The 22,367-nt window shown below is 74.4% G+C and carries 20 protein-coding genes; 16 read left to right on the top strand and 4 right to left on the bottom strand.

The window, feature by feature from the left end:
- The first annotated feature begins 432 nt into the window (after positions 1-432).
- The gene (locus V7E46_RS21380; RefSeq protein ID WP_329181904.1) at positions 433-663 is read left to right on the top strand and encodes a DUF6296 family protein; all 231 of its coding nucleotides are present in this window, start codon (positions 433-435) and stop codon (positions 661-663) included.
- Between the two features lie 30 nt (positions 664-693).
- Here the strand turns inward: V7E46_RS21380 and nhaA are convergent, their stop codons facing one another.
- Positions 694-2,601 carry a Na+/H+ antiporter NhaA gene (gene nhaA, locus V7E46_RS21375; RefSeq protein ID WP_443054287.1) on the bottom strand — a complete coding sequence of 636 codons (1,908 nt, stop codon included), beginning with the start codon at positions 2,599-2,601 and terminating at the stop codon, positions 694-696.
- 185 nt (positions 2,602-2,786) lie between these two features.
- On the opposite strand from nhaA, the gene V7E46_RS21370 reads away from it, so the two are divergent.
- The 4 genes from V7E46_RS21370 to crcB (V7E46_RS21355) all read left to right on the top strand — a co-directional run bounded on the left by V7E46_RS21370 (position 2,787) and on the right by crcB (V7E46_RS21355) (position 5,288).
- On the top strand, positions 2,787-3,020 hold the full coding sequence (locus tag V7E46_RS21370) for a hypothetical protein (RefSeq protein ID WP_329182676.1): 234 nt from the start codon (positions 2,787-2,789) through the stop codon (positions 3,018-3,020).
- Between the two features lie 26 nt (positions 3,021-3,046).
- A complete protein-coding gene (locus V7E46_RS21365) occupies positions 3,047-4,207 on the top strand; it encodes an SPFH domain-containing protein (RefSeq protein WP_329181906.1) in 1,161 nt (386 codons plus the stop codon).
- Positions 4,208-4,395: 188 nt separating this feature from the next.
- Complete coding sequence (gene crcB / locus V7E46_RS21360; RefSeq protein WP_333769911.1) at positions 4,396-4,917, top strand: fluoride efflux transporter CrcB; 522 nt, start codon at positions 4,396-4,398, stop codon at positions 4,915-4,917.
- Entirely contained in the window at positions 4,914-5,288 is a 375-nt protein-coding gene (gene crcB / locus V7E46_RS21355) for a fluoride efflux transporter CrcB (RefSeq protein ID WP_333769910.1), read from the top strand. Before crcB (V7E46_RS21360) ends, crcB (V7E46_RS21355) begins: the two co-directional genes overlap by 4 nt.
- A gap of 16 nt (positions 5,289-5,304) precedes the next feature.
- Here crcB (V7E46_RS21355) and V7E46_RS21350 read toward each other — a convergent pair whose 3' ends face one another.
- Positions 5,305-6,132 (bottom strand): iron-sulfur protein, encoded by an 828-nt coding sequence (locus V7E46_RS21350; protein ID WP_443054286.1) that lies wholly within the window; start codon positions 6,130-6,132, stop codon positions 5,305-5,307.
- Positions 6,133-6,306: 174 nt separating this feature from the next.
- On the opposite strand from V7E46_RS21350, the gene V7E46_RS21345 reads away from it, so the two are divergent.
- Genes V7E46_RS21345 through V7E46_RS21330 form a run of 4 tightly spaced genes read left to right on the top strand, consistent with a single transcriptional unit; the run spans position 6,307 to position 12,489 of the window.
- Complete coding sequence (locus V7E46_RS21345) at positions 6,307-7,524, top strand: ATP-grasp domain-containing protein (RefSeq protein ID WP_333769908.1); 1,218 nt, start codon at positions 6,307-6,309, stop codon at positions 7,522-7,524.
- Complete coding sequence (locus V7E46_RS21340) at positions 7,521-9,434, top strand: IucA/IucC family protein (protein ID WP_333769907.1); 1,914 nt, start codon at positions 7,521-7,523, stop codon at positions 9,432-9,434. Before V7E46_RS21345 ends, V7E46_RS21340 begins: the two co-directional genes overlap by 4 nt.
- On the top strand, positions 9,434-11,239 hold the full coding sequence (locus V7E46_RS21335; protein WP_333769906.1) for an IucA/IucC family protein: 1,806 nt from the start codon (positions 9,434-9,436) through the stop codon (positions 11,237-11,239). The genes V7E46_RS21340 and V7E46_RS21335 overlap by 1 nt, the downstream gene beginning before the upstream one ends.
- Complete coding sequence (locus V7E46_RS21330; protein WP_333769905.1) at positions 11,233-12,489, top strand: type III PLP-dependent enzyme; 1,257 nt, start codon at positions 11,233-11,235, stop codon at positions 12,487-12,489. The genes V7E46_RS21335 and V7E46_RS21330 overlap by 7 nt, the downstream gene beginning before the upstream one ends.
- A gap of 9 nt (positions 12,490-12,498) precedes the next feature.
- Here V7E46_RS21330 and paaK read toward each other — a convergent pair whose 3' ends face one another.
- Positions 12,499-13,788, bottom strand: coding sequence for a phenylacetate--CoA ligase PaaK (gene paaK, locus V7E46_RS21325; RefSeq protein ID WP_333769914.1), 1,290 nt, complete (start codon positions 13,786-13,788; stop codon positions 12,499-12,501).
- Positions 13,789-14,063: 275 nt separating this feature from the next.
- On the opposite strand from paaK, the gene V7E46_RS21320 reads away from it, so the two are divergent.
- The 6 genes from V7E46_RS21320 (at position 14,064) to V7E46_RS21295 (ending at position 20,343) form a co-directional block, all read left to right on the top strand.
- The gene (locus V7E46_RS21320) at positions 14,064-14,498 is read left to right on the top strand and encodes an Asp23/Gls24 family envelope stress response protein (RefSeq protein WP_333769904.1); all 435 of its coding nucleotides are present in this window, start codon (positions 14,064-14,066) and stop codon (positions 14,496-14,498) included.
- A 241-nt stretch (positions 14,499-14,739) separates the two neighbouring features.
- Entirely contained in the window at positions 14,740-15,591 is an 852-nt protein-coding gene (locus V7E46_RS21315) for an SAM-dependent methyltransferase (protein WP_443054285.1), read from the top strand.
- 151 nt (positions 15,592-15,742) lie between these two features.
- Positions 15,743-16,249: a hypothetical protein gene (locus tag V7E46_RS21310; RefSeq protein WP_333769903.1), complete on the top strand. Its 507-nt coding sequence runs from the start codon at positions 15,743-15,745 to the stop codon at positions 16,247-16,249.
- Between the two features lie 158 nt (positions 16,250-16,407).
- Positions 16,408-17,283 (top strand): ABC transporter ATP-binding protein, encoded by an 876-nt coding sequence (locus V7E46_RS21305; RefSeq protein WP_333769902.1) that lies wholly within the window; start codon positions 16,408-16,410, stop codon positions 17,281-17,283.
- Positions 17,280-18,278 carry an iron-siderophore ABC transporter substrate-binding protein gene (locus tag V7E46_RS21300; protein ID WP_333769901.1) on the top strand — a complete coding sequence of 333 codons (999 nt, stop codon included), beginning with the start codon at positions 17,280-17,282 and terminating at the stop codon, positions 18,276-18,278. Before V7E46_RS21305 ends, V7E46_RS21300 begins: the two co-directional genes overlap by 4 nt.
- A gap of 4 nt (positions 18,279-18,282) precedes the next feature.
- Positions 18,283-20,343 carry an iron ABC transporter permease gene (locus V7E46_RS21295; protein ID WP_333769900.1) on the top strand — a complete coding sequence of 687 codons (2,061 nt, stop codon included), beginning with the start codon at positions 18,283-18,285 and terminating at the stop codon, positions 20,341-20,343.
- Between the two features lie 94 nt (positions 20,344-20,437).
- Here the strand turns inward: V7E46_RS21295 and V7E46_RS21290 are convergent, their stop codons facing one another.
- The gene (locus V7E46_RS21290; RefSeq protein ID WP_333769899.1) at positions 20,438-21,913 is read right to left on the bottom strand and encodes a carboxylesterase/lipase family protein; all 1,476 of its coding nucleotides are present in this window, start codon (positions 21,911-21,913) and stop codon (positions 20,438-20,440) included.
- 204 nt (positions 21,914-22,117) lie between these two features.
- On the opposite strand from V7E46_RS21290, the gene V7E46_RS21285 reads away from it, so the two are divergent.
- Positions 22,118-22,360 carry a hypothetical protein gene (locus tag V7E46_RS21285; protein WP_329181921.1) on the top strand — a complete coding sequence of 81 codons (243 nt, stop codon included), beginning with the start codon at positions 22,118-22,120 and terminating at the stop codon, positions 22,358-22,360.
- Positions 22,361-22,367: the final 7 nt, after the last annotated feature.

The following is a 22,367-nucleotide window of genomic DNA, read 5'->3' as shown; positions in this document are numbered from 1 at the left end:
GGCCTGCACCGGATGCAGCACCGGGTCGTGGGGGTCGCGGTCGGCGGCGACACGCAGACCGTCACCACCCCCGCCGCCGCGGCGCACTGGCTGCGGACCTGCTGACGGCCCGGTCCCCCCGCGCCAGCTGCCCGGTCAACCGATCGGTTGACCCGGGCATCAACCGGCCCGCCGCGCACCGCACCCCGCTGGTCGATCCGCCGCCCGCCGCCCGCGCGGGATTCTCGGTCCACGGCGGCGGAAAGCCGCCGCAAGGTCACCGGGGAAGGCCACGGCAATGACGGTCATCGAGGTCGAGCCCAAGCTGGGGGTACGCGACCGCGCCGCAGCGGTGGCCGCCGCGTACACGGCGGGCCTGCTCCGCTGACAGGCGCTCCCGCCGTGCGTGGGCGATGATGGAGGGGACCTGCAGCCCAGGCCGGGAGGCAGCCCATGGAATATCCGGAAACGTACGAGCTGGTGTTCCACGCCGCCGCTGTCGAGGACGACGCGGTACTGGTGCACCGTACCGACCGGTCCGGCGCCGGCGGCTACCCCATCTACCAGGACGACACCGGTATCGTCCGCGCGGAGATCAGCGCGGACGGCGAGGTCCGTATGGTCGCCAGCGGCGGCCACCAGTCCCCGGACGTGCCCCTCGTGGTGCGCTCCGTCCCGCGCTGACCGCGCTCGGCCCATTCCCCCGCCCACCGCTCAGCCCGCACCGCCCGGCCCCGCGCCGTCGATCAGTACGGCGCGGTCCCGGGCGGCGATCACCGCGGCCGACAGGCTCTCGATGTCGTACGCCCCGTGGTGCCGCCGGCCGTTGATGAAGAAGGTCGGTGTGCCCGACACCCCGCTCAGATCCGCCGATTCCACGTCCACCTCCACCCGGGCCGCGCCCCTGCGGGCGCGCAACGCCTCGTGGAAGGCGCCGACGTCGAGTTCCAGCTCCCGCGCGTGCGACAGCAGGTCCTTGACCTGCAAGGCGTCCTGCCGGGTGATGAGCAGGTCCCGCATCTGCCAGAACGCCCCCTGTATCGCGGCGGCCTCGGACGCCTCCGCGGCGAGCTGCGCGTGCGGGTGCACATCGGGCAGCGGCAGGTGCCGCCACACGTAGCGGATGTCGCCGAAGTCGGCGAGCAGTTCGCGTACGACCTCCTCCGCCTGACCGCAGTACGGGCACTCGAAGTCGCCGTACTCCACCACCGTCACCGGCGCGTCCAGCGGCCCGCGTACGTGGTCGCGCTCGGGGTCCACCGGCTCCGCGAGGTCGACGACCGCCTCCGCCGTGCCCAGCAGCGCCCGCGCCTTGCGCTCCTTGGGCATCCTGGAGGTGATCAGCGCCACCAGCGAGGTGGCCAGCATCGCGAAGACCACCGCGCTGAGCACCCCGATCTTCGCCTGGTCCAGCTGCTGCCCGTCGAAGGCCAGCGTCGCGATCAGCAGCGACACCGTGAAGCCGATACCGGCGATGGTGCCGCCGCCGGCCACCGCGCCCCAGCCCACCGGCGGCCGCATCCGGCCGCCGCTCAGCTTCGTCGCGAGCACCGAGGCGCCGAAGATGCCGATCGGCTTGCCGAGGCCGTAGCCGAACAGGATGCCCAGCGTGATCGGCGAGGTGAAGGCGCTCGACAGCAGCGAGCCGTTGATCTCGATACCGGCGTTGGCCAGCGCGAACAGCGGCACGATCGCATAGCTGGTCCACGGGTGGTACAGCCGCTGGAGCCGGTCGTTGGGCGACAGCGCGGAGGCGATGCCCTGCCGCGCCTCCCGTTCCAGCTCCGGCGTCGGCTGCTCGCGGAAGGACCGGAACAGCCCGCTGGCCCGCTCCAGCGCGTCCCGCGAGGCCGGGTAGGCGTACGACATCAGGCCCATGAGCAGGCCCACCACCACCGGGTCCACCCCCGAATGCAGGAACGCCACCCAGGCCACCACCCCCAGCAGCGCGTAGACCGGCCCGCGCCGCGAACCGGTCCTGCGTACCAGCACCGCCAGCACCAGCACGCCCACGCCGACCAGCAGCGGTGTCCACGACAGGTGTTCGCTGTAGGCGACGGCGATCACCGCGAGCGCCAGGAAGTCGTCGACCACCGCCACGGTGAGGATGAAGGTGTGCAGCCGGCGCGGGAAACGCGACCCGAGCAGCGCCAGCATGCCCAGCGCGAACGCGGTGTCGGTGGACATCGCGGTGCCCCAGCCGTGCGCGGAGGGACGGCCCGAGTTGATCGCCAGATAGATGACGATCGGCACCGCCATGCCGCTGATCCCGGCCAGCAGCGGCAGCGGGATCCGCCGCCGGTCGCGCAGTTCCCCCATGTCGAACTCACGCCGTGCCTCAAGCCCCACGACCAGGAAGAACAGCGTCATCAGCCCGCTGTTCACCCAGTCCCGCAGGTCCATGTCGATGCCGTGCGAGCCGAGCCGTACCGACAGCCGGGTCTCCCAGACCGTCGCGTAGTCGTCCGGTGCGATGTTCACCCACGCCAGCGCCGCCAGCGTTGCGGCCAGCAGCACCGCCGCGCTGCCGGTCTCGGTACGGATGTACGCCCATGGCGACGAGACCCCCGAGCGGTCCCGTTCGGTCCGACCCGTCAAGGGCGTGGTGAAGCCCCGGAACATCCAGCCTCCCGCAGTTCAGGTATGACCGACACCCTGACACGTGCCGACCGCCGCAGGCGCGTCGAACCGGCAGGTGGACACGGTTCGTTCCACCGGGAAGCCGCCGCTGTGGGTCCGCGGGGGGCTTCCCGGTGGGAGGATGGTGACAGCCGGACACGGGACGACGACGAGGGGGGCGGCCGGTGGTGGCGCGGGACGATGCTGTGATCGGCTGCACCGGCGAGCTGCTGGTCCGCACCCGCGGCGCCGAAGGGCCCGGCGAGGTCCTGGTACGGATCAGGGGCGGCACCGAGGCCTTTCTGGCCTGGTCCGACGATCCGCTGCCGAAGGGCACCACCGTGCTGGTGGTGGATTCCCGCGGCACGCGCCAGGTGGACGTGATCGAGTGGGCCGACCCGCTGGACGCCCCGGCCGGCTGAGCCGCGCAGACGAAGGAGAAGCAACAATGTTCGGTTATCGCGTACCCGCACCCGATGAGGCGATGCTGATCTCGGGCGGTCGCCGTGGACTGGGCGGTGCGCCCTTCCGGGTGGTCACCGGACACGGCAAGTTCGTGCTGCCGATCTTCCGCAAGACCCGCTTCCTGACGCTGGCGATGTGCGAGTCGGAGGTCGCGGAGACCTGCGTGACCCGGCAGGGCATCGCGCTGACGGTGAAGGCCGTCATCGCCTTCAAGGTCGGCAACGACCACGAGAGCATCGTCAACGCCGGCCAGCGCTTCCTGTCCGACCAGGACCAGATGTCGATCCTCACCGGCCGGATCTTCGCCGGCCACCTGCGGTCCATCATCGGCTCGATGACCGTCGAGGAGATCGTCACCGAACGGCAGAAGCTCGCCACCGAGGTGCTGGAGACCTCCAAGACGGAGATGGCCAAGATCGGCCTGAGCGTCGACTCGCTCCAGATCCAGTCCATCGACGACGGCGACACCGGCTACATCGACGCGATGTCGGCCCCGCACAAGGCCGCCATCCAGCGGCAGGCGCAGATCGCCCAGGCGCAGGCCACCCAGGCGTCGGTGGAGGCGCAGCAGGTCGCCGCCCGCAACCAGGCCGAGTACGCCCGGCAGACCGCCGTCGTCCAGGCCGAGTATTCGGCCCAGGTGGACCGCGCCCAGGCCCAGGCCGCACAGGCCGGGCCGCTCGCGCAGGCGCACGCCCAGCAGGAGGTGCTCGCCGCTCAGACCGAACTGGCGCTGCGGGCCGCCGAGCTGCGCCAGCAGCAGCTGGTCGCCGAGATCGTCAAGCCCGCCGAGGCGGAGGCCGAGCGGATCCGGGTGCTGGCCGTCGCCGACGCCGAGCGGATGCGGATCCAGGCCGCGGCGGCCGCCTCGCACGACCGCGTCGCCCTCGACCGGATGATCATCGACCAGCTCCCGCAGATCGTGAAGGAGGCCGCGGCCGGCCTGTCCGGCGCGAACGTCAACGTCCTCAACGGTGCGGACGGCCTCAGCGAGATCGCCGCGGGCCTGGTCAGCCAGGGCCTGACCATCCTGGACTCGGTCCGCAAGAACCTCGGCCCCGACGGCAGCCCCACCGGTTCGCCGACCGGCGCGGTCGAGGTGCACGGCCGCCGCAAATCCGGCGGCCAGGTCGACATCGACTGACCCGCACCGCGGAGGGGCACCTGGGGGCGCCGCGGATCCACCGGTATGCTGGACCGGCGGCAGCCCCCTTGCGGGGCAGTCGCACGGCGGTGGGGCCCGCCGTACCCGAACCACGGCGCGAGCGCCGTCAACGGTCCCTACTTGCGGCGGGCACAGGTGTGCCCGTCTCCGGCGAGTAGGAGACGTACATGGCAGAGGCCCGTTCCCCCGAGGTGGACGACGAACCGGTCGACCCCGACGTCGACCTGCGCATACCCGCTCAGGGCGCCGAACTGCGCGCGGGCCAGGCACCGGTGATCGCCGTGGTGGCGCTGGGCGGAGCCATCGGCGCGAGCGCCCGCTACGGAGCCGGGCTGCTGTGGGCGACCGCGCCCGGCGCCTTCCCCTGGACGACGCTGGTGATCAACGCGGCCGGCTGCGCCGTCATCGGCGTCTTCATGGTCGTCATCACCGACGTCTGGGCGGCGCACCGCCTGGTGCGGCCGTTCTTCGGCACCGGGGTCCTCGGCGGATTCACCACCTTCTCCACCTACGCCGTGGACGTGCAGCGCCTGGTGGACCGGGGACAGGCGCGGACCGGCCTGGCGTACCTGTCGCTGACCCTGCTCGCCGCCCTGGCCGCGGTCTGGATTGCAGCCGCGCTGACCCGGCGGCTCGTCCGGTGGAGGCGGTCCGGCGTTCGCGGCGGGACCGGGAGGGCGGACCGGTGAACTGGATCCTCGTCATCGCCGGCGCCGTGGTCGGCGCCCCCCTGCGCTACCTCACCGACCGCAGGGTCCAGGCCGGGCACGACACCGTCTTCCCGTGGGGGACCTTCACCGTCAACGTCGCCGGCTGCTTCATCCTGGGCCTGGCCACCGGCGCGGTGACGGCCGGCGCCGCCTCCTCGCAGGTCCAGCTGCTGGTGGGAACGGGCTTGTGCGGAGCGCTCACCACCTACTCCACTTTCTCGTACGAGACCCTGCGGCTGGCCGAGAGCGGTGCCCGCTTCTACGCGGTCGCCAATGTGGTGGGGAGCGTGGCAGCGGGGCTCGGCGCGGTCTTCACGGGGACGGCGTTCGCCCAGGCACTCTGGGCGTAGCCCCCGCAGGCCGGGGTCAGCCGCCGGCCGGTGCCGCGACCGCCGCCGGGCGGGCGGTTCGCAGCCGCGGGCAGGTGGAGCAGGTCTCCGCCGGGCACACGGTGTAGTGCATGCAGCAGCCGATCCGGGTACGGGTCAGCCGCTCGGGACCCGGGTGGTCGTCGGGCAGCCGGCGGAAGCCCGCGCCGCCGGGGAAGGGCGAAAGCGGCCCGGGAAGCAGCCGGGCCGCGAGGTCGGCGCCGCGTTCCTCCTCGCCCAGGGCGCGGCCCAGGTGCCACAGCCCCGACACCAGGTCGTCGCCCACCATTCCCCACAGGGCGCGGGTGCCGCGCCGCAGGTGCGGCCGCAGGGCGGTGAGCAGCGGACGCACGTGGTCGGCGACCGCCTGGCGCAGCTCGGCCCGCAGGTCCTCCTCGCAGTCCAGCACGACGGCCTCCGCGCTGCCTGCCGCCCGGTCGCCGGGCAGGCAGGCGAAGGCGCCGGGCGCGACCCGCAGCGTCCCGTCCGGCCCGAGCCGGACGTCGGCCGGACGCAGCCGCGGCACGCGCCGCTCCAGATACCATGGCCCGCTCATCAGCAGCCCGGCCGACCACAGGTAGCCGTGCAGGGCGCGCGAGGCCACCACGTCGCCGCGCGCCGCCACCCCGTAGGCGGCCCGGATCCGGTCGGCTTCGGCCGCCAGCCACGACTGCCGGGCCGAGGCGTCGTACGCCAGCCGGGCGCCGTCGACCCAGTCCTGCCCTGCCGCGCCGCCCGGCGCGGCGACGGTGAGGCCGAGCACGGGGCAGAGCGCGGCCAGCCGCCGGTAGGCCAGGACCAGACTCACGGACGCTCCCCGCAGCATTCTGAAAATAAAGTAAGGCTAGCCTAATCACGATCTTGACGCGCCGGCAACTCAACTCGCCGAGAGGTGAATTGACAACATTAGGCATGCCTAACCTAGGCTCGTCGGGCTGTGGGCCGCCCGCCCCTGACGGACCGGGCCGGTCCGTCTCCTCCGCGCGGAAGCTGATCTCCTGTGCAGATGTACCTGCTGGCCGTGAACCCGACCGACTCGGTCACCGAGGGGTTCCTGCCCGCCGCGCGTCGCCTCGGCCTGACCGTCACCGTGCTCACCGACCAGCCCGCGGCACACCGCGCCGCCGCGCCGGACGCGTACGAGGGCGTCGAGGTGCTGGAGTGCCAGGTCCACGACTTCCGGGCGGTGGTGGCCCGGATCTCGGCCCACCGGCGGCCCGACGCGGTCTTCAGCAACAGCGACCATCTCCAGGTCCAGACGGCACTGGCCGCCGGGTACTTCGGCCGGCCGGCCAAGGACTGGCGGGCGGCGCTGCGGACGAAGGACAAGGCCGAGATGCGCCGGCGCCTCGCCGCGTCCGGCCTGCCCGCCGATACCGCGGTACGCGCCGCCGAAGTGCCCGCGGGACACGATCCCGGCAGCGCCCTGGACGGGCAGGACATCGGCTACCCCTGCGTGGTCAAACCTCGGGAGGGAGTGGCCAGCGAGGACGTCGTCCTGGTCGGGGACCGGGCGGAGCTGGTGGCCCGCTGCGCGCAGATCAGGTCCCGCCGCCCGGACGCCGCCCTGGTCGTCGAGGAATTCCTGCCCGGCGGGCTGCGCACCCTGGAGACGCTCGGGGACGGCGCCGCCCGCCGGGTGCTGGGCGGCTTCCGCACCCGGCTGTCCCCGCCCCCGTACTTCATCGAGGAGCGGCTGACCTGGGACCCCGACCGGTCCGGGCCCGTCGTGGACCAGGTGCTGGCACAGCTCGACGCCCTCGGGGTGGGTTTCGGCGCCTGCCACACCGAATTCGTCGTGGACCGCGGCCGGGCCCGGCTCGTCGAGGTGAACTACCGGGCCATCGGCGACCAGTGCGACCTGCTGCTGGCCGACCTGCTCGGGGTGCCGCTGTTCGAGCTGATCCTGCGCGTCCATCTGGGCGAGCCGCTGCCGCCCGACCCGTGGCCCGCGCCGTCCGGACGGGCGGCATGCCTCGCCTACCCGTACGCCCGCGAAGGCGGCACGCTGACCGCCGCTCCCGACCCCGAGGACCTGGACCTCGGCGGGGTACGGCTGGCCTACCGGCCGCTGCGGGCCGTCGGCAGCCGCCGGCCGCTGCACCACACCAACCGCGATCTGCTGGGCGTGGTGCGGGGCATCGGCGCCGACCAGGAGACCGTGGACCACGCCGTGGACGCCTTCGTGGCCTCCCGGAAGTGGGAGATCACCGCGTGACGCCGGCCGGCCCGCGGGACCGGGCCGCCCAGCCGCCCGGCGCGGCCGACACCGTGGAGGGCGAACTGCTGCTGCGGGTGCTGAGCACACTGCTCCGCGAGGACGTCTGCGGGCTGCGCACCCGTACCACCGCCGAGGACCGCCCGGACGGCCGCTGGCTGCGGCTCGGCGGCCCGGGGGAGGAGGCCCTGCTGCTGCCGGTCGGCGAGGACGGCTTCCAGAGCGAGTACGCGGCCCGGCTGCCGCTGCTGCGCGCCGAACCGGCGCCACTCGCCGCGGCCGACGGGACCGTGCCCGCCGGCCGCGGCGGCCGGGAGCTGACGAGCGGCGAGGACGTCCTCGCCGCCCTGGCCCGGTTCGCCGCGCCCGAGGACGCGGCCGGCTTCGAGGCGTTCGCGGCCGAGTACGACGACGCGCTGCGCTCGCTGCGGCTCCAGGACGCCACCCGTGTGGAGGCGATGGCCAGGCTGACCGCCCGCCACGGCCCCGATCCGGCCGCCTGGCGGGGCCAGGCCGCGTCCCTGGCGTTCGACACCCTCGCCGCCCGCCGCGGACACCCGCTCTATCCCACGTCCGCCGCCCGTACCGCCTGGAGCGCCGGCCAACTCCTGCGGTTCGCACCCGAGTTCGCGCCCCGCTTCCCCCTGCGCTGGCTCGCCGTGCCGCGCACCTCGCTCACGCTGAGCGCCCCGGCTGCGGGCGTAGCAGAGGGCGTACCGGAGCGTGGCACGGCGGGCGTACCGGCGCTCGGATCGGCCGGCGAACCCGCCGGCGAACCGCTCACCGCCTTCTGGCCCGCGCCCTCCGACCTCGGGCTCACCGGGCTCGACGGCAGCCATGTCGCCCTGCCCGTGCACCCGCTGACCGCCGCCGGCCCGCTGCAACAGGCCCTGCGCACCGCCGGCCTGGCCGAGGACGCGGTGCTCGCCGCCCGCCCCTTCCTGACGGCGGAGCCCACCCTGTCCACCCGGACGGTGGCGCTGCCCGCGCACCCCGGCGTCCACCTGAAGCTGCCGCTGGCCACCTCCACGCTGGGCCTGCTCAACCGGCGCACCATCAAACCCGGCACGCTCGTGGACGGGGCCGCCGCCCAGCGGCTGCTGGCCGCGGTGACGGACCGCGAGCCGCGCTTCCAGGGGCTCGTCCTGCACAGCGACGAGACCCGCTGGGCGCACACCGGCCATGAGCTGATCGCCGTGCTCGTACGGCGGCAGCCCGCCGGGCTGGACGACTGCACCGTACTGCCGCTGGCGGCGCTGCCCGCCGCCGCGCCCGACGGGCGGCTCGTGGCCGACCACCTCGCCGACCGCTGGACGGGCGGTGATCCGGTGGCGCTGCTGGACGCGGCCCTCACCCTGCTCCTCGACTGGCAGGCCACCCTGTTCGGCTACGGCATCGCCCTGGAATCCCACCAGCAGAACGTCTCGCTGGTACTGGACGGCAGTGCCGGCAGCCCCCGGGTCCGCCTGCTGTTCAAGGACGACGACGGGCTGCGGATCAACCGGCACCGGCTCGCCGCCGCCCTGGGTCCCGGCGCCCCGGGACCCGCCGGCTTCGACGACCCGCGGATCGTCGTGGACGGCGACGGCCCGCTGCTGGCGCTCTTCACCACCATCACCGTCCACCTGTGCGCGGGGTCGCTGGCCGTAGCGCTGTCCGGTCCCGGCCGCGCTCCGCTGCCCCGGCTGCTGGGGCTGGTCCGCGACCGCCTCGCCCAGGCGGTGGCGCGGCTCGGCGACTCTCCCGGCGGACCCGGAGCGGCGCTGCGCGCCGCGGTGCTCGAAGCCGACCGGCTGCCGGTCAAGGCGATGGTGACCGCGGGCACCCTGCTGACCAAGCGCCGCTCGGGCGCCTCCGACATCAACAAGCACTACACGACCGGCCCCAACTACCTTCTGCGCGAGCACTGATGACCTGGTCCTGCGTCCCGTCCGCCCCCTCCGCCACCGCCGCCCGCGATCTGCCCTCACCCGACGACGCGGTGGCCCACACCCTCCTCAACTGCCTGCTGCGCGAGGTCGCCGGCCCCGAGCAGTCGGCCGTGGTGACCCGCGGCCACCTCGTCCTGCGGCTGCCGCACAACGGGACACGGCTCCGGGTCGCGATCCGGCGCACCTCGCTGCTGGGCGCGCACCGCTTCACCGGCCCTGTCTCGCAGGACGCGGCCGGCGGGTGGTCGCCGATCGGCTGGCGCCAGGTCGCCGAGCACATCCGCGCGGAACTGGCCGCGCGCACCGGTCTGGCCAACGACGAATTCGTCGCCCAGGTCGCCGCCAGCCACCAGGGCGTCACCGCCGCGCTCGCCCTGCCACGGCCCCGCCGCGGCGCCGACCCGCGCGCCTTCTACCTGGCCTCGGAACGGTCCCTGGTCTTCGGCCACCGCTTCCACCCCGCCCCCAAGGCCCGCGACACCGGCCGTGCGGCCTGGCGGACGTACGCGCCGGAGGCCGCCGCTGTCTTCCCGGTGCGCCTGCTGGCGGTCCGTGACGCGCTGGTCGTCGAGGAGCACGCGGAACCCGGGGCGACCGCGCCCCTGGACAGGCTGGGCCGGGCGCCCGCCGGCTACCGGCTGCTGCCCGTGCACCCCTGGCAGTACGACCTGCTGCGGCGGAGCCCGGCGCTGGTGGCAGCCCTGCGCAGCGGCGACGTACGCGACCTCGGCGCCAGCGGCACCCACTTCGCGGCCACCGCTTCGGTGCGCAGCCTCTACGACGGCGAGCACTTCCTGAAGTTCAGCCTGAACGTGCGGATCACCAACTGCCTGCGCAAGAACGCCTTCTACGAGCTGTCCGGCGCGGTCGCCCTGACCCGGCTGCTCGCCCCGATGGCCGCCGACCTCGCCGCGCGCTTCCCCGGCAGCGCGGTCCTGCGGGAGCCGGCGTACCGCAGCCTGGCGCTGCCCGGCCCCGGCGGTGAAGCCGATGTGGACCTGCTGGAGGGCTTCGGGGTGATCGTCCGGGAGGGCCTGGGGCGCCGCACGCGGCCGGACGCCACCGCGCTGCTGGCCGCCGCCGTCGCCGACGAGTACCCCACAGGACCCGCGCACATCTCCCGCCTGCTGCCCGGCGGAGCCGGACCCGACGCGGTGCTGCGCTGGTGGCGGTCCTATCTCGGGCTGCTCGTGCCGCCCGTGCTGGCCGCGTACTTCGACCACGGGGTGGTGCTCGAACCCCATCTGCAGAACGTCCTGGTGTGCGTCGGCGAGGACGGGCTGCCGCTCCAGGTCCTCTTCCGCGACCTGGAGGGCACCAAGCTGCTGCCGGAGCGCCACCGGGCCGCGCTGGCCGGACTGCCCGAGCACATCGCGGACCCGCTCACCTATGACGCCGACCAGGGCTGGACGCGGCTCGCCTACTGCCTGTTCGTCAACAACATCGGCGAGATGCTGGCCGCGCTCGCCGACCTGTCCCCGGGCACCGAGCGGGCGCTGTGGGCCGCGGTGCGCCGCGTCCTGGCCGACTACGGCGTCCGGCACGGCCGCCAGCCCCGGCTCGACGCGCTGCTCGCGGGCGAGCCGCTGCCGGCCAAGGCCAACCTGCTCACCCGCTGGGAGCGCGCGGCGGACCGGCAGGCGGCGTACGTCCGGCTGCCGTCACCGCTGGCCCCCCGGCCGGCTCCGGGCGACCGGCCCGCGCGGACGGCGAAGGAGCCGGCCGCGGGCCCGCCGGTGCCCTGCCCGGGCGGCCGGGACCGGCGAGGCGGCGCCGCATGGTGACCGCCCCCGGGCCGCGTGTGCGCGACGCCGCCCTGTCCCTGCCGGCCGCCGAACTGCCCGCCTACATCTACGACCTCACCGCGCTGGCCACCCACGCGGCGGCCGTCCGCGCCGCCCTGCCGCCCCGGGTGGAGCTGTACTACGCGGCCAAGGCCAACCCCGAGCCGCGGATCCTGGCCGCCCTCGCCCCGCACACCGACGGCTTCGAGGTCGCCTCGGGCGGCGAACTCGCCCATGTGGCCGAGGCGGTGCCGGGACACCCGCTGGCCTTCGGCGGCCCCGGCAAGACCCCCGCCGAGATCGCCGGCGCCCTGGACCGCGGGGTGCGGCGCCTCCACGTCGAGAGCGCGCACGAACTGCGCGTCCTCGCCCACCTCGCGGCCGGCCGGCCTGCGCGGACCGGGCCGGTCCGGGTGCTGCTGCGCTTCAACCTGGCCGTCCCCCCGGGACTCCTGGCCGGCGGGGCGCTGGCCATGGGAGGACGCCCCTCACCCTTCGGGCTCGACCCGGGCGAAGCCGACGCGGCCGTACGGATGCTCACCGACGGGTCGTGCCCGGGGCTGGAATTCGCCGGGGTGCACGCGCACCTCGCCAGCGGCCTGGCCGCGCCGGAACTGGCCGCCGTCGCCGCTGCCGTGGCGGACTGGTCGGCCGCGCTGGCGCGGCGGCGCGGCGTCGCCCTGCGCGAGCTGAACGTCGGCGGCGGCATGCACGTCGACTACGCCGATCCCGCCGCCCGCTTCGACTGGGCCGGATACGGCACGGCCCTGGGCCGTGTCGCGAGCGCCCACCCCGGAGTGGCGCTGCGCATCGAGCCCGGCCGCGCGCTGACCGCGTACTGCGGCTGGTACGCCACCGAGGTGCTCGACGTGAAGCGCAGCCACGGCGAGGAATTCGCCGTCGTCCGCGGCGGCACCCACCATCTGCGCACCCCCGCGGCCCGCGGCCACGACCAGCCCTGCGCCGTCCTGCCCGTACCCGACTGGCCGCACCCCTGGCCCCGCCCCGAGGGCGGCCCCGGCCCTGTCACCCTCGCCGGCCAGCTGTGCACCCCCAAGGACGTCCTGGCCCGAGCGGTGCCGGCCCCCGGTATCCGCGCCGGCGACCGGGTCGTCTTCGCCCTGGCCGGCGCCTACGCGTGGAACATCTCCCACCACGACTTCCTGATGCACCCGCACCCCACCGTGCGCTTCGCGGGCGGCACGGGCGCGGACGCCACGGCCGGTGAGGGACCGGCCGACCCCGGGTGAGCCGGGCGCTCACACCCTCCGCAGGTCCCTGACCCGCTGGAGCTTGCCCGCCGACCGCTCCAGCGTGCCCGGGTCCACCACCGTCACCTCCGCGCTGACCCCGACGCGGTCCTTGATGCCCCGGGCGATGGCGCCCGCCGCCGCGTCCCGCTCCGCGGGGCCGGCGCCGGGCCTGGCCTCGGCGCGTACCGCCATCCGGTCGAGGCGGCCGGCCCGGGTCAGCTCGACAGCGAAGTGCGGGGCCACCCCCGGGGCGCGCAGCACGATCTCCTCGATCTGGCTGGGGAAGACATTGACCCCGCGCAGGATGATCATGTCGTCGCAGCGCCCGGTGACCTTCGCCATCCGCCGGAAGGCGGGCCGCGCGGTGCCCGGCAGCAGCCGGCTCAGATCCCGGGTGCGGTAGCGGACCACCGGCAGCGCCTCCTTGGTCAGCGAGGTGAACACCAGCTCCCCGCCGGCCCCCGGCGGCTGCACCGCGCCGGTCAGCGGATCCACCACCTCCGGGTAGAAGTGGTCCTCCCAGATGTGCAGCCCGTCCTTGGTCCGCACGCACTCCTGCGCCACCCCGGGGCCGATCACCTCCGACAGGCCGTAGATGTCGACCGCGTCGATGGCGAAGCGCTCCTCGATCTCCTGCCGCATCCGCTCCGTCCACGGCTCCGCGCCGAACATCCCCACCCGCAGCGACGTCCCCCGCGGGTCGACGCCCTGCCGCTCGAACTCGTCCAGCAGCGTCAGCATGTACGACGGGGTGACCATGATGATGTCCGGCCGGAAGTCCTGGATGATCTGCACCTGCCGCGCCGTCATGCCGCCGGACGCCGGTACGACCGTGCAGCCCGCCCGCTCGGCGCCGTAATGCGCGCCCAGGCCGCCGGTGAAGAGGCCGTAGCCGTACGCGATGTGCACGGTGTCGCCGGCCCGCCCGCCGGCCGCCCGGATCGAGCGGGCCACCACATCGGCCCACATCGACAGGTCCGCCTCGGTGTAGCCGACGACCGTCGGCCGCCCGGTGGTGCCGCTGGAGGCGTGCAGCCGCCGCACCCGCTCCCTGGGCACCGCGAACATCCCGAACGGATACGCCTCGCGCAGGTCCTCCTTGGTGGTGAAGGGGAAGTGCGCCAGGTCCGCCAGGCTCCGGCAGTCCTCGGGCCCGACACCGGCCGCGTCGAACTTGTGCCGGTAGACCGCCACATTGTCGTACGCGTGCCGCAGGGTCCGCCGCAGCCGGGTCAGCTGGAGTGCCGCCAGCTCCGCGGTGTCCGGATCACGGTCCATGGCGTCCACCCTCCGCATCCCACCGCCGACCGATCGTTCGGTCATGGGTCCAGGCCAACGAACCAGTCTCACCGCCCGCTGTCAAGGACACGCCCGCCCGGGCGGTACGGCGCCCCGGTGAAGTGGCGCGCCCGGCACAGCGGACGCACAGTGGAACGAGAGGGCCGGACTCCCTGTCCGCGCCGGACGCCCGCTTGCAGGGCAAAGCCGCGCGAGGCCCCACGACCGTGCCGCCCGCAGCCGTGAGGTCCGGCGGTACGACGACCCGCCCTTCCCAGGTAAGGGGTATTCCCATGGCGAACACCGAGAACGCGCCCAGGTCCGTGTCGGGCCGCCACCGCGATGTCGGCGGCAGGACCACCATCGCCGACTCCGTGGTGGCGGTCATCGCCGGCGTCGCGGTCCGCGAGGTCGACGGGGTCCACACCATGGGCGGCGGCGCCTCCCGTGCGATGGGCGCCGTACGCGACACGGTGTCGCGCTCCACGGACTTCACCCGCGGGGTGAAGGTCGAGGTCGGCGAGAAGGAGGCCGCCGTCGACCTGGACATCGTGGTCCTCTACGGCACCGAGATCGCCGACGCCGCCAAGCAGATCCGCTCCCACGTCGCGAACGCGGTGGAGCGGATGACCGGTCTCGAGGTCGTGGAGATCAACGTCAACGTCCGCGACGTCTACATCCCCGGCGAGGACAACGACGACGACGAGGAAGAGTCCCGGGTCCGCTGACCTTCCCCGAGCCGCCCGCACGCTCCCGCCCGGCCCGCGCCCGTTTGTGCGGCCCGTCCCCGCCCCGCGTAACGGCCGGAGTCACGCCAAGTCGCTCGAAATGATCAACATGGCCTGAAAGTGCGGGTGTTGAACGCGGGGGAGGTGTAGGGCGGGCCGCCGCCCGGCCTATGATGGCAGCGAAGAAACCGGTGATCACCGGGGCGCGGCCCCGGGCCAGAGCGGTGGCGGGGTAGTGGGCATGGTGGACGAGACAGCGGTCGACGACATGGATTCCGTGTCCGAGGCGCAGGCGGGCATCCGTACGGACATACCGCACAGTGCGCGGATGTACGACTACTATCTCGGCGGCCGGACGAACTACCGGCCCGACCGCGACGCCGCGCACGAGGTGGCGACCGTCTTCCCCGGCGTCTTCACCTGCGCCTCGGAGAACCGCGACTTCATGCACCGGGCCACCCGCGTCCTTGCCCGCTCCTACGGCATCAGGCAGTGGCTGGACATAGGCACCGGCATACCGACGTCGCCGAACCTCCACGAGGTGGCGCAGTCCATCGTGGACGACGCGCGCGTGGTGTACGCCGACCACGACCCGATCGTGCTCAACTACGCCCGCGCACTGCTGCGCAGCACCCCGGCCGGCCGCACCGCGTATGTCCAGGCCGATGTCACCGACCCCGACTCGATCCTGTCCGACGACGCGCTCACGGCCACGTTGGACCTGTCCCGGCCGGTCGCGCTCAGCCTCAACGCGCTGCTGCACTTCGTGCCCGACGACCGCGACCCGTACGGCATCGTCTCCCGCCTGATGGCGGCGCTGCCGTCGGGCTCCGCGCTGGCGATCAGCCACTGCACGCCCGACTTCGCCCCCGAGGTGTGGGCGGAGGTGGAGGGCGTCTACCGGCACGGCGGCACACCGCTCCAGGTCCGCTCCCGGGAGGAGGTCGAGCGCTTCTTCGACGGACTCGAACTGATCGACCCGGGTATCGCCATCGCCGACGACTGGCGCCCCGAGGAGACCGCCCGCCCCGAGATGCCCGCGGTCTCGGACGCGGACGTCAGCCTGTGGGCGGGCGTCGGCATCAAGCCATAGCCGGGGGAGCGATTCCGGCCGCCGGTGCGGGCTTGCGGGCCCGCGCCGGCTGAGCGGCCAGCGCGCCGGGGTCAGTGCGGCGGCGACCGGCGCGAGGCCGGCGTCGGCGCCGGTCGACTCCTTCTCCGGCCGCTCGGCCGGCGCCGGCTCCGTGCCGAACAGCGCCCGCAGGAAGCGCGGGTGGGCGGTGCGCCCGGCGGGTTCGTACGCGATCCGGGTGCGGTCCGCGGGCCGCAGCCCGCACCGCTCACCGAGGTGGCCGGCCAGTCGCCGGTATCGGCCACCAGGTGCTCGTGCACGTCATCGAGGCCGGCGCCCCGGTCCGCGTGATCGCCCGGGACCCCTCGACGGCTCCTGGACCGGCCAGCCCACCGATCTGGACGGCCGCGCCCACCGCACCGCCGACCTGTCCCTGACCGCGTCCCATCTGCCCGGCGTCACGGGGGCCGGCGCGATCACCGCGGCGACCCTCCAGGTCTCCTACGACGACGGCGCCACCTGGACGTCCCTGCGCCTGGACCACCGCAGGGCCGCCGCCTGGGCATCGACGGTGAAGGCCCCCCGGTCCGCGGCCTACGTCTCGCTGCGTGCCACGGCCAGGGACGATGCGGGCAACACCGTCACGCAGACGGTGCCGCGGGCGTATGCCCTGAAATGACGACCTGCCGGTGGGGGCGCGGGGGTGCCCCCACCGGCAGCACCCGCGCGGGCCCCGGCCGTGCGGAAGCGATCCACCTCCGCACGGCCGGGGCCGTGTTGCCCCCGTCGGCGGGGGGCCGCTGATCAGCGCGATAAGGGTAGGCTAACCTAAGCGCTATGAGCGTTCGAGAGAGTGCTGCTGCCGGCGAGTCGCGCCCGCGCGGCCATGAACTGTCCGCCGCCGCGATGACGGTGGCGTACGGCGGCGTCGATGTCGTGCACGATGCCGCGATCTCGCTGCGGCCCGCGGAGGTGACCGCGCTGGTCGGGCCCAACGGCAGCGGCAAGTCGACGCTGCTGCGCACCCTCGCCCGCCTCCAGCGGGCCCGCCGCGGCACGCTCACCCTCGACGCCGGCGCCGGCGCCGCCGCGGACGGCTTCGATCTCACCGCACGCCAGTTCGCCCAGCACGTCGCGCTTCTGACGCAGGGACGGCCCACCCCGGGCGGACTGAGCGTCCGCGACGTCGTGGAATTCGGCCGCTACCCCCACCGGGGGCGCTGGGGCCGGCCCGACCCCGGCGGCACCGCCGCCGTCGACCGGGCGCTCGGCCTGACCGGCGTCGAGCGCTTCGCCGAACGCGGCGTCGAGCACCTGTCCGGCGGCCAGCTCCAGCGGGTGTGGCTCGCCAGCTGCCTCGCCCAGGACACCGGTGTGCTCCTCCTCGACGAACCGACGACGTATCTGGACCTGCGCTACCAGGTCGAACTCCTCGACCTCGTGCGCGACCTCGCCGACGACCACGGGATCGCGGTCGGCGTCGTGCTCCACGACCTCGACCAGGCGGCGGCCGTCGCCGACCGGGTCGCCCTGCTCCACGAGGGCCGGATCGTCGCCGAAGGACGGCCCGAGGACGTCCTGACGCCCGAGCGGCTGTCCGGCGTCTACGGCATCCGGATCGACGTCGGCACGGATCCCTCGACAGGCCGGCTGCGCACCCGCGCGGTCGGCCGCCACCACGCACGGAACGAAAGGCTCCACCCCGCCTCATGAGACTCCGCCACGTCACCGCAACAGCCACCGCCACCGCCGCCGTTGCGGCGCTCGCCCTGACCGGCTGCGGAACGACCCACTCCACCGCGGACGCCGACCCCGCCGCCGCGTCGGCCACGACCACCCCCGGGCCGATCACCCTCACCGACGCCACCGGTACGAAGGTCAGCCTCGACGGCCCCGCCACCAAGGTCGTCGGTACGGAGTGGAACGTCGTCGAGGACCTCGTCACGCTCGGCGTCGACCCCGTCGGCGTCGCCGACGTGAAGGGCTACAAGGCCTGGGACACCGCGGCCCCGCTGAAGAACGCCCCCAAGGACATCGGCACGCGCGGCGAGCCGAGCATGGACACCATCGCGGCCCTCGACCCCGACCTGATCATCGCCACCACCGACCTGTCCGCCTCGGCGGTGACGCAGCTGCGCAAGGTCGCCCCGGTCCTCGAAGTGCGGTCCGCCGACGCCGCCGACCAGATCGGCCTGATGACCGGGAACCTCGACCTGATCGCCGCCGCCACCGGGACGGCCCCGAAGGCGGCCGCCGTCAAGAAGGCCTTCGACGCGAAGATCACCGCGGGCCGCGCCGCCCTGGCCGCCGCAGGCAGGGCCGGGGCCAGATACGCCTTCGGCGACGGCTACGTCGAGTCCAACCAGGTCTCGATACGCCCCTTCACCAGCGGCTCGCTCATCGGGGCCGTCAACGAACGGCTCGGGCTCTCCAACGCCTGGACGGTCAAGGGCGACAAGGACTACGGCCTGGCCACCACCGACGTCGAAGGCCTCACCGGACTCGGCGACGCGCAGTTCGCCTACATCGTGAACGCCGTCGACGGCGACCCGTTCGCCGGCAACCTCGCCAAGAACGCCGTCTGGAAGTCGCTGCCGTTCGTCAAGGCCGGCCAGGTGCACCGGCTGCCCGACGGCATCTGGATGTTCGGCGGCACCGCGTCCATGGAGGCGTACGCCGACGCCGTCGTCGCCGCCCTGACGAAGTAGCGCCATGACCGCCACCACACCGGCCGCCGCCGTCGGCCACCGTACGGCCACGGCGGGCGCGGCCGCGGTGACCGCCGCGCTCGTGCTCCTCGTCGCGGCCCTCGCCGTCATCGACATCACGCAGGGCACGGCCGCCGTCGGCGCGAGCCAGGTGTGGAAGGCGCTCACCGGCCGCGCCGACCAGGCGGACGCCTCCGTCGTCGTCGCCTCACGGCTGCCGAGGATGGTCGCCGGCGTCCTCGTGGGAGTCGCGCTGGGCGCCGCGGGCGCCGCCCTGCAAGCGGTGAGCCGCAATGTGCTGGCCTCGCCCGACACCCTCGCGGTGAACGCCGGCTCCTACCTGGCGCTCGGCGTGCTCGGCGCGACGGGCCTGTCGTTCCCGCTGCTGGCCTCCTCAGGAGTGGCCTTCGCCGGCGCGCTGGCCGCGGCGGCCGTCGTGCTCGGTCTCTCGGGCCTCGGCGCCGGGACCGTACGGCTCGTCCTCGCCGGCAGCGCGCTCGCGCTCGGGCTCGGCTCCGTCACCGACGCGCTGCTCCTGCTGTTCCCCGAGCGGACGAACGGGCTCTACCAGTGGAGTCAGGGCAGCATCAGCCAGAACGGCTTCGACGGCGTGCTCCAGATGGGCCCGATCGCCCTCGCGGGCCTCGCGGGACTCCTGCTCGCCGCCCGCCGGATCGACGCCCTCGCCCTCGGCGACGACGCGGCCCGCGGGCTCGGCGTCCCGGTCAGGGGCACCCGGACCACGGTCGTCGTCCTCGCGGCGCTGCTGTCCGCCGCGGCGGTGACGCTGGCGGGACCGATCGGCTTCGTCGGGCTGTGCGCACCCGCACTCGTCCGCCCGCTGGCGGGACGGTTCCGCGGGCTGCTCCGGGCGCGGACGGCGGTACCGGTCGCCGGCCTCGCCGGTGCGGCGCTCGTCCTCGGCTCCGACGTCCTGCTGCGGGCGTCGGTGAGTTCCGAGTCCGCGGTCGCGGTGCCCACCGGAGTCGTCACCAGCCTGACCGGCGCGGTGTTCCTCGTCGCCATGGCGCTGCGCACCCGCGACTCCGGCGCGTCGCCCGCGCCCGAGCGGCTGCGCATCCCGAGCCGGGCGGCCTACCTCACGGCCCTCGCCGTGCTCGTCGTCGTACTCGTCGGCGTGGTGATCGCGGCAGTGCTCCTCGGCGACACCAAGCTGCTGCTCGGCGACGTGGTGAACTGGGCCCTCGGCCGGGGCGACCACGTCGTCACCTTCGTCCTGGACACCCGGGTGCCCCGGGTGCTCGCCGCGCTCCTCGCGGGCGCCGCGCTCGCGCTGGCCGGCACGCTCGTGCAGGCAGTCACCCGCAACGCGCTCGCGGAACCCGGCGTCCTGGGCGTGTCCGGCGGGGCCGGCCTCGGCGCGGTGCTGCTCGTCACCACCGTCCCCGCCGCCGGATCCTGGAGCATCGCGGGCGCCGCCTTCGCGGGCGCCTCGGCCACCGCCGCGATCGTCTTCGGGCTCGCCGCGCGCGGCGGGTTCCAGCACAACCGGCTCGTCCTGGTCGGTATCGGCGCGTCCGCCGGGACAACGGCGCTCATCAGCCTGCTCATCGTCCTCACCGACCCGTTCAACGCGACGAAGGCCCTCACCTGGCTGTCGGGCTCGACCTACGGGCGGACGATGCCCGACCTGCTGCCCGTCGCGGCCGTGCTCGCGGTGGGCACCGCCGTGGCGGTCGCCCGGCGCGGCGAACTCGACCTCGTCAGCCTGGACGAGGACACCCCGAGGCTGCTCGGGATGCGGCTGTCCCGCGCGCGCCTGGGCCTGCTGGCGACGAGCGTCCTACTCAGCGCCACCGCCGTCGCCGCCGCCGGGACGATCGGCTTCGTGGGACTCGTCGCCCCGCACGCGGCCCGCGCACTCGCCGGACGCCGGCACGTACGGGTCATCCCCGTCGCGATACTGCTCGGAGCCGCGCTCGTCTGCGCCGCGGACCTGCTCGGCCGTACCGTGATCGCCCCCGCCCAGCTCGGCGCGGGCCTGATGACGGCCGTCATCGGCGCCCCGTACTTCCTCTACCTGCTGATCCGCACCCGGAAGTAGCGCGTCGGGGGTGCCTTCGCGGAGGCTCGGGAACCGGGGCGCGCAGGCCCAGGGGCCGGGGGCGCAGGGACCTCGGGAATCGGGGCGGAAGGCTTCAGGAGTCGCGGCCCTGCGACAGCCGGGGCTGCTCGGCGAGGTGGAGCAGGGCCGGCTGCCCGGGACGGTGGGCGGGCCAGTCGGGGAGCCCGGCGTGCTGGGGGCTGCCGGTGTGGGCGAACGCGATCCACGCCCCCCGGACCACGCGGACCAACTCGGCGACCTGGCCGGGCCGGGCACCCTCCATCATGGGGGCGATCTTCCAGGCCGCGGTATTGCCGAAGACGAACGGCAGTTCCAGGCAGTGGCAGGCGCGCAGCAGGTTGCCCTCCGGGTGCCAGTCGAAGCGGTAGACGAAGACCCGCCCACCGGCGTCGGCGAGGCGCGCCGCGAGGCGGGCGGTGGGTCCCGCCAGGAAGTGCTCGGTCGTCAGGGCGGAGGCGAGCTGCCCCGGGGTCGCCTCAGGGTGCCTCGCCAGTTGTGCGGCGATCGCCGCCTCCGCCGCCGCGTCGCCGTACACCTTGCGGGCTGCCCCGGCGACCTGCTCGTGCGTCAGCTGGCGCAGGCGCGGGTCGGGTGTGTAGAAGGCGTCGACCTCGTCCCTGTTCCAGCCCAGCAGGACGTCCACTGCCGGCGGGGCTGCCGCGACCGCGGCCGTCAGGTCCTCCTGGACCCACTCGCCGTCGGCGACGAGTTGCAGCGGCGGCGACAGGTCCAGCAGGCGGCCACCGGCCCTGGCCAGTACGTCCTGGGCGTCCAGGAAGTCCTGGGCAGGCCGTTCGCGCAGGTCCGCGCCGCCGCCGCTCTGCTCCAGGACGTGCACGAAGCGCTCGGCGGTCCCGGCGGCCTGATCGGTGGTCAGCGGGCGCATGCCGAGCGGCGGACTCTGCAGGACGGCCCGCTGGAAGAGGCCCGCCGCGGCGGGCGCCGCCATCAGCGCGATGATCGACTGGGCACCCGCGGACTGGCCCAGCACCGTGATCCGCTCCGGGTCGCCGCCGAAGGCCGCGGCGTGCTCGCGGACCCAGCGCAGCGCGGCGATCTGGTCGAGCAGCCCGGCGTTCGCGACCCCCGCCTCGCCCAGGTAGAGGTATCCCAGCGCGCCGAGCCGGTAGTTGGCGCTCACCGCCACCAGGTCGCCCGCGGCGGCGAAATCGGCGAGGTTGTAGCGGTCCATCCCGCCGGAGCCGCTGGTGAAGCCGCCGCCGTGGAGGAAGACCACCACCGGGCGGGCGGAGCGGTCCGCAGCGGGCGTCCACACGTTCAGCGTCAGGCAGTCCTCGTCCTGCGGCATCCCCAGCGGCCCGATGGCATGGTCGAGCCGCCCCGGCGCCTGGGGCGCGGCAGGCCCCGGCCGGCTCGCGTCACGCACTCCCGTCCACCCGGGTGCGGGCCGGGGCGCCGCGAAACGGCCCGGCCCGACCGGGGCGGCGCCGAAGGGGATCCCGAGGAAGCCGACGACCTCGCCGTCCCGGCGCCCCTCCACGACACCGCCCGCCGTGGCGACGCGGACGCCCGCGCCCGCCGGCGTCATCGTCGCGCCCCGGGCCGAACGTCTGCAGCGGTGCTCATCACTGGACCTCCCGAGGACGCGTGCCACCGGTGGCGTGCGGCGGCGGACATGCACCCATGATTCGGCCCGAAACTACGCGCGACACATACTCGTTGGGCCTCCCGCTATACCCGTACGGCCACCGGACGGTAGTTTGCCGACCTCCGGCAGGGGCACGCGGCAGCCATGACTCACGAGACGACTGAAGCCCCCGTCGAAGAACACCTGATCCTCAGCGCCGACACCAACGGTGACGGAAAGCTCGACGTATGGATGAGCGACACCACAGGCGACGGCACGCCAGACCTCTACCAGTTCGACACCACCGGCGACGGCACGGTGGATGTCACCATCGTCGAGGAAACCGACCACGGCCAGATCGAACGCACCGTCATAGAAGGCGATGCCGGCCACCCCCAGCCCTCCTGACCCGCCC

Origin of the sequence: Streptomyces sp. IBSBF 2435, from assembly GCF_036815005.1 — a bacterium.
Taxonomy (GTDB): domain Bacteria; phylum Actinomycetota; class Actinomycetes; order Streptomycetales; family Streptomycetaceae; genus Actinacidiphila.
The sequence above is the reverse complement of the archived record's forward strand: the minus strand, read 5'-3'. Positions and strand labels throughout refer to the sequence as shown.

Coding starts and splice junctions, on each gene's coding strand:
- V7E46_RS21315 (WP_443054285.1), top strand. CDS start 14,740: ATGGTGGACGAGACAGCGGTCGACGACATGGATTCCGTGTCCGAGGCG.
- V7E46_RS21295 (WP_333769900.1), top strand. CDS start 18,283: ATGACCGCCACCACACCGGCCGCCGCCGTCGGCCACCGTACGGCCACG.
- V7E46_RS21300 (WP_333769901.1), top strand. CDS start 17,280: ATGAGACTCCGCCACGTCACCGCAACAGCCACCGCCACCGCCGCCGTT.
- nhaA (WP_443054287.1), bottom strand. CDS start 2,601: ATGTTCCGGGGCTTCACCACGCCCTTGACGGGTCGGACCGAACGGGAC.
- V7E46_RS21350 (WP_443054286.1), bottom strand. CDS start 6,132: ATGCTGCGGGGAGCGTCCGTGAGTCTGGTCCTGGCCTACCGGCGGCTG.
- V7E46_RS21380 (WP_329181904.1), top strand. CDS start 433: ATGGAATATCCGGAAACGTACGAGCTGGTGTTCCACGCCGCCGCTGTC.
- V7E46_RS21330 (WP_333769905.1), top strand. CDS start 11,233: ATGGTGACCGCCCCCGGGCCGCGTGTGCGCGACGCCGCCCTGTCCCTG.
- V7E46_RS21320 (WP_333769904.1), top strand. CDS start 14,064: ATGGCGAACACCGAGAACGCGCCCAGGTCCGTGTCGGGCCGCCACCGC.
- V7E46_RS21285 (WP_329181921.1), top strand. CDS start 22,118: ATGACTCACGAGACGACTGAAGCCCCCGTCGAAGAACACCTGATCCTC.
- V7E46_RS21335 (WP_333769906.1), top strand. CDS start 9,434: ATGACCTGGTCCTGCGTCCCGTCCGCCCCCTCCGCCACCGCCGCCCGC.
- crcB (WP_333769911.1), top strand. CDS start 4,396: ATGGCAGAGGCCCGTTCCCCCGAGGTGGACGACGAACCGGTCGACCCC.
- V7E46_RS21365 (WP_329181906.1), top strand. CDS start 3,047: ATGTTCGGTTATCGCGTACCCGCACCCGATGAGGCGATGCTGATCTCG.
- V7E46_RS21290 (WP_333769899.1), bottom strand. CDS start 21,913: ATGACGCCGGCGGGCGCGGGCGTCCGCGTCGCCACGGCGGGCGGTGTC.
- paaK (WP_333769914.1), bottom strand. CDS start 13,788: ATGCGGAGGGTGGACGCCATGGACCGTGATCCGGACACCGCGGAGCTG.
- V7E46_RS21305 (WP_333769902.1), top strand. CDS start 16,408: ATGAGCGTTCGAGAGAGTGCTGCTGCCGGCGAGTCGCGCCCGCGCGGC.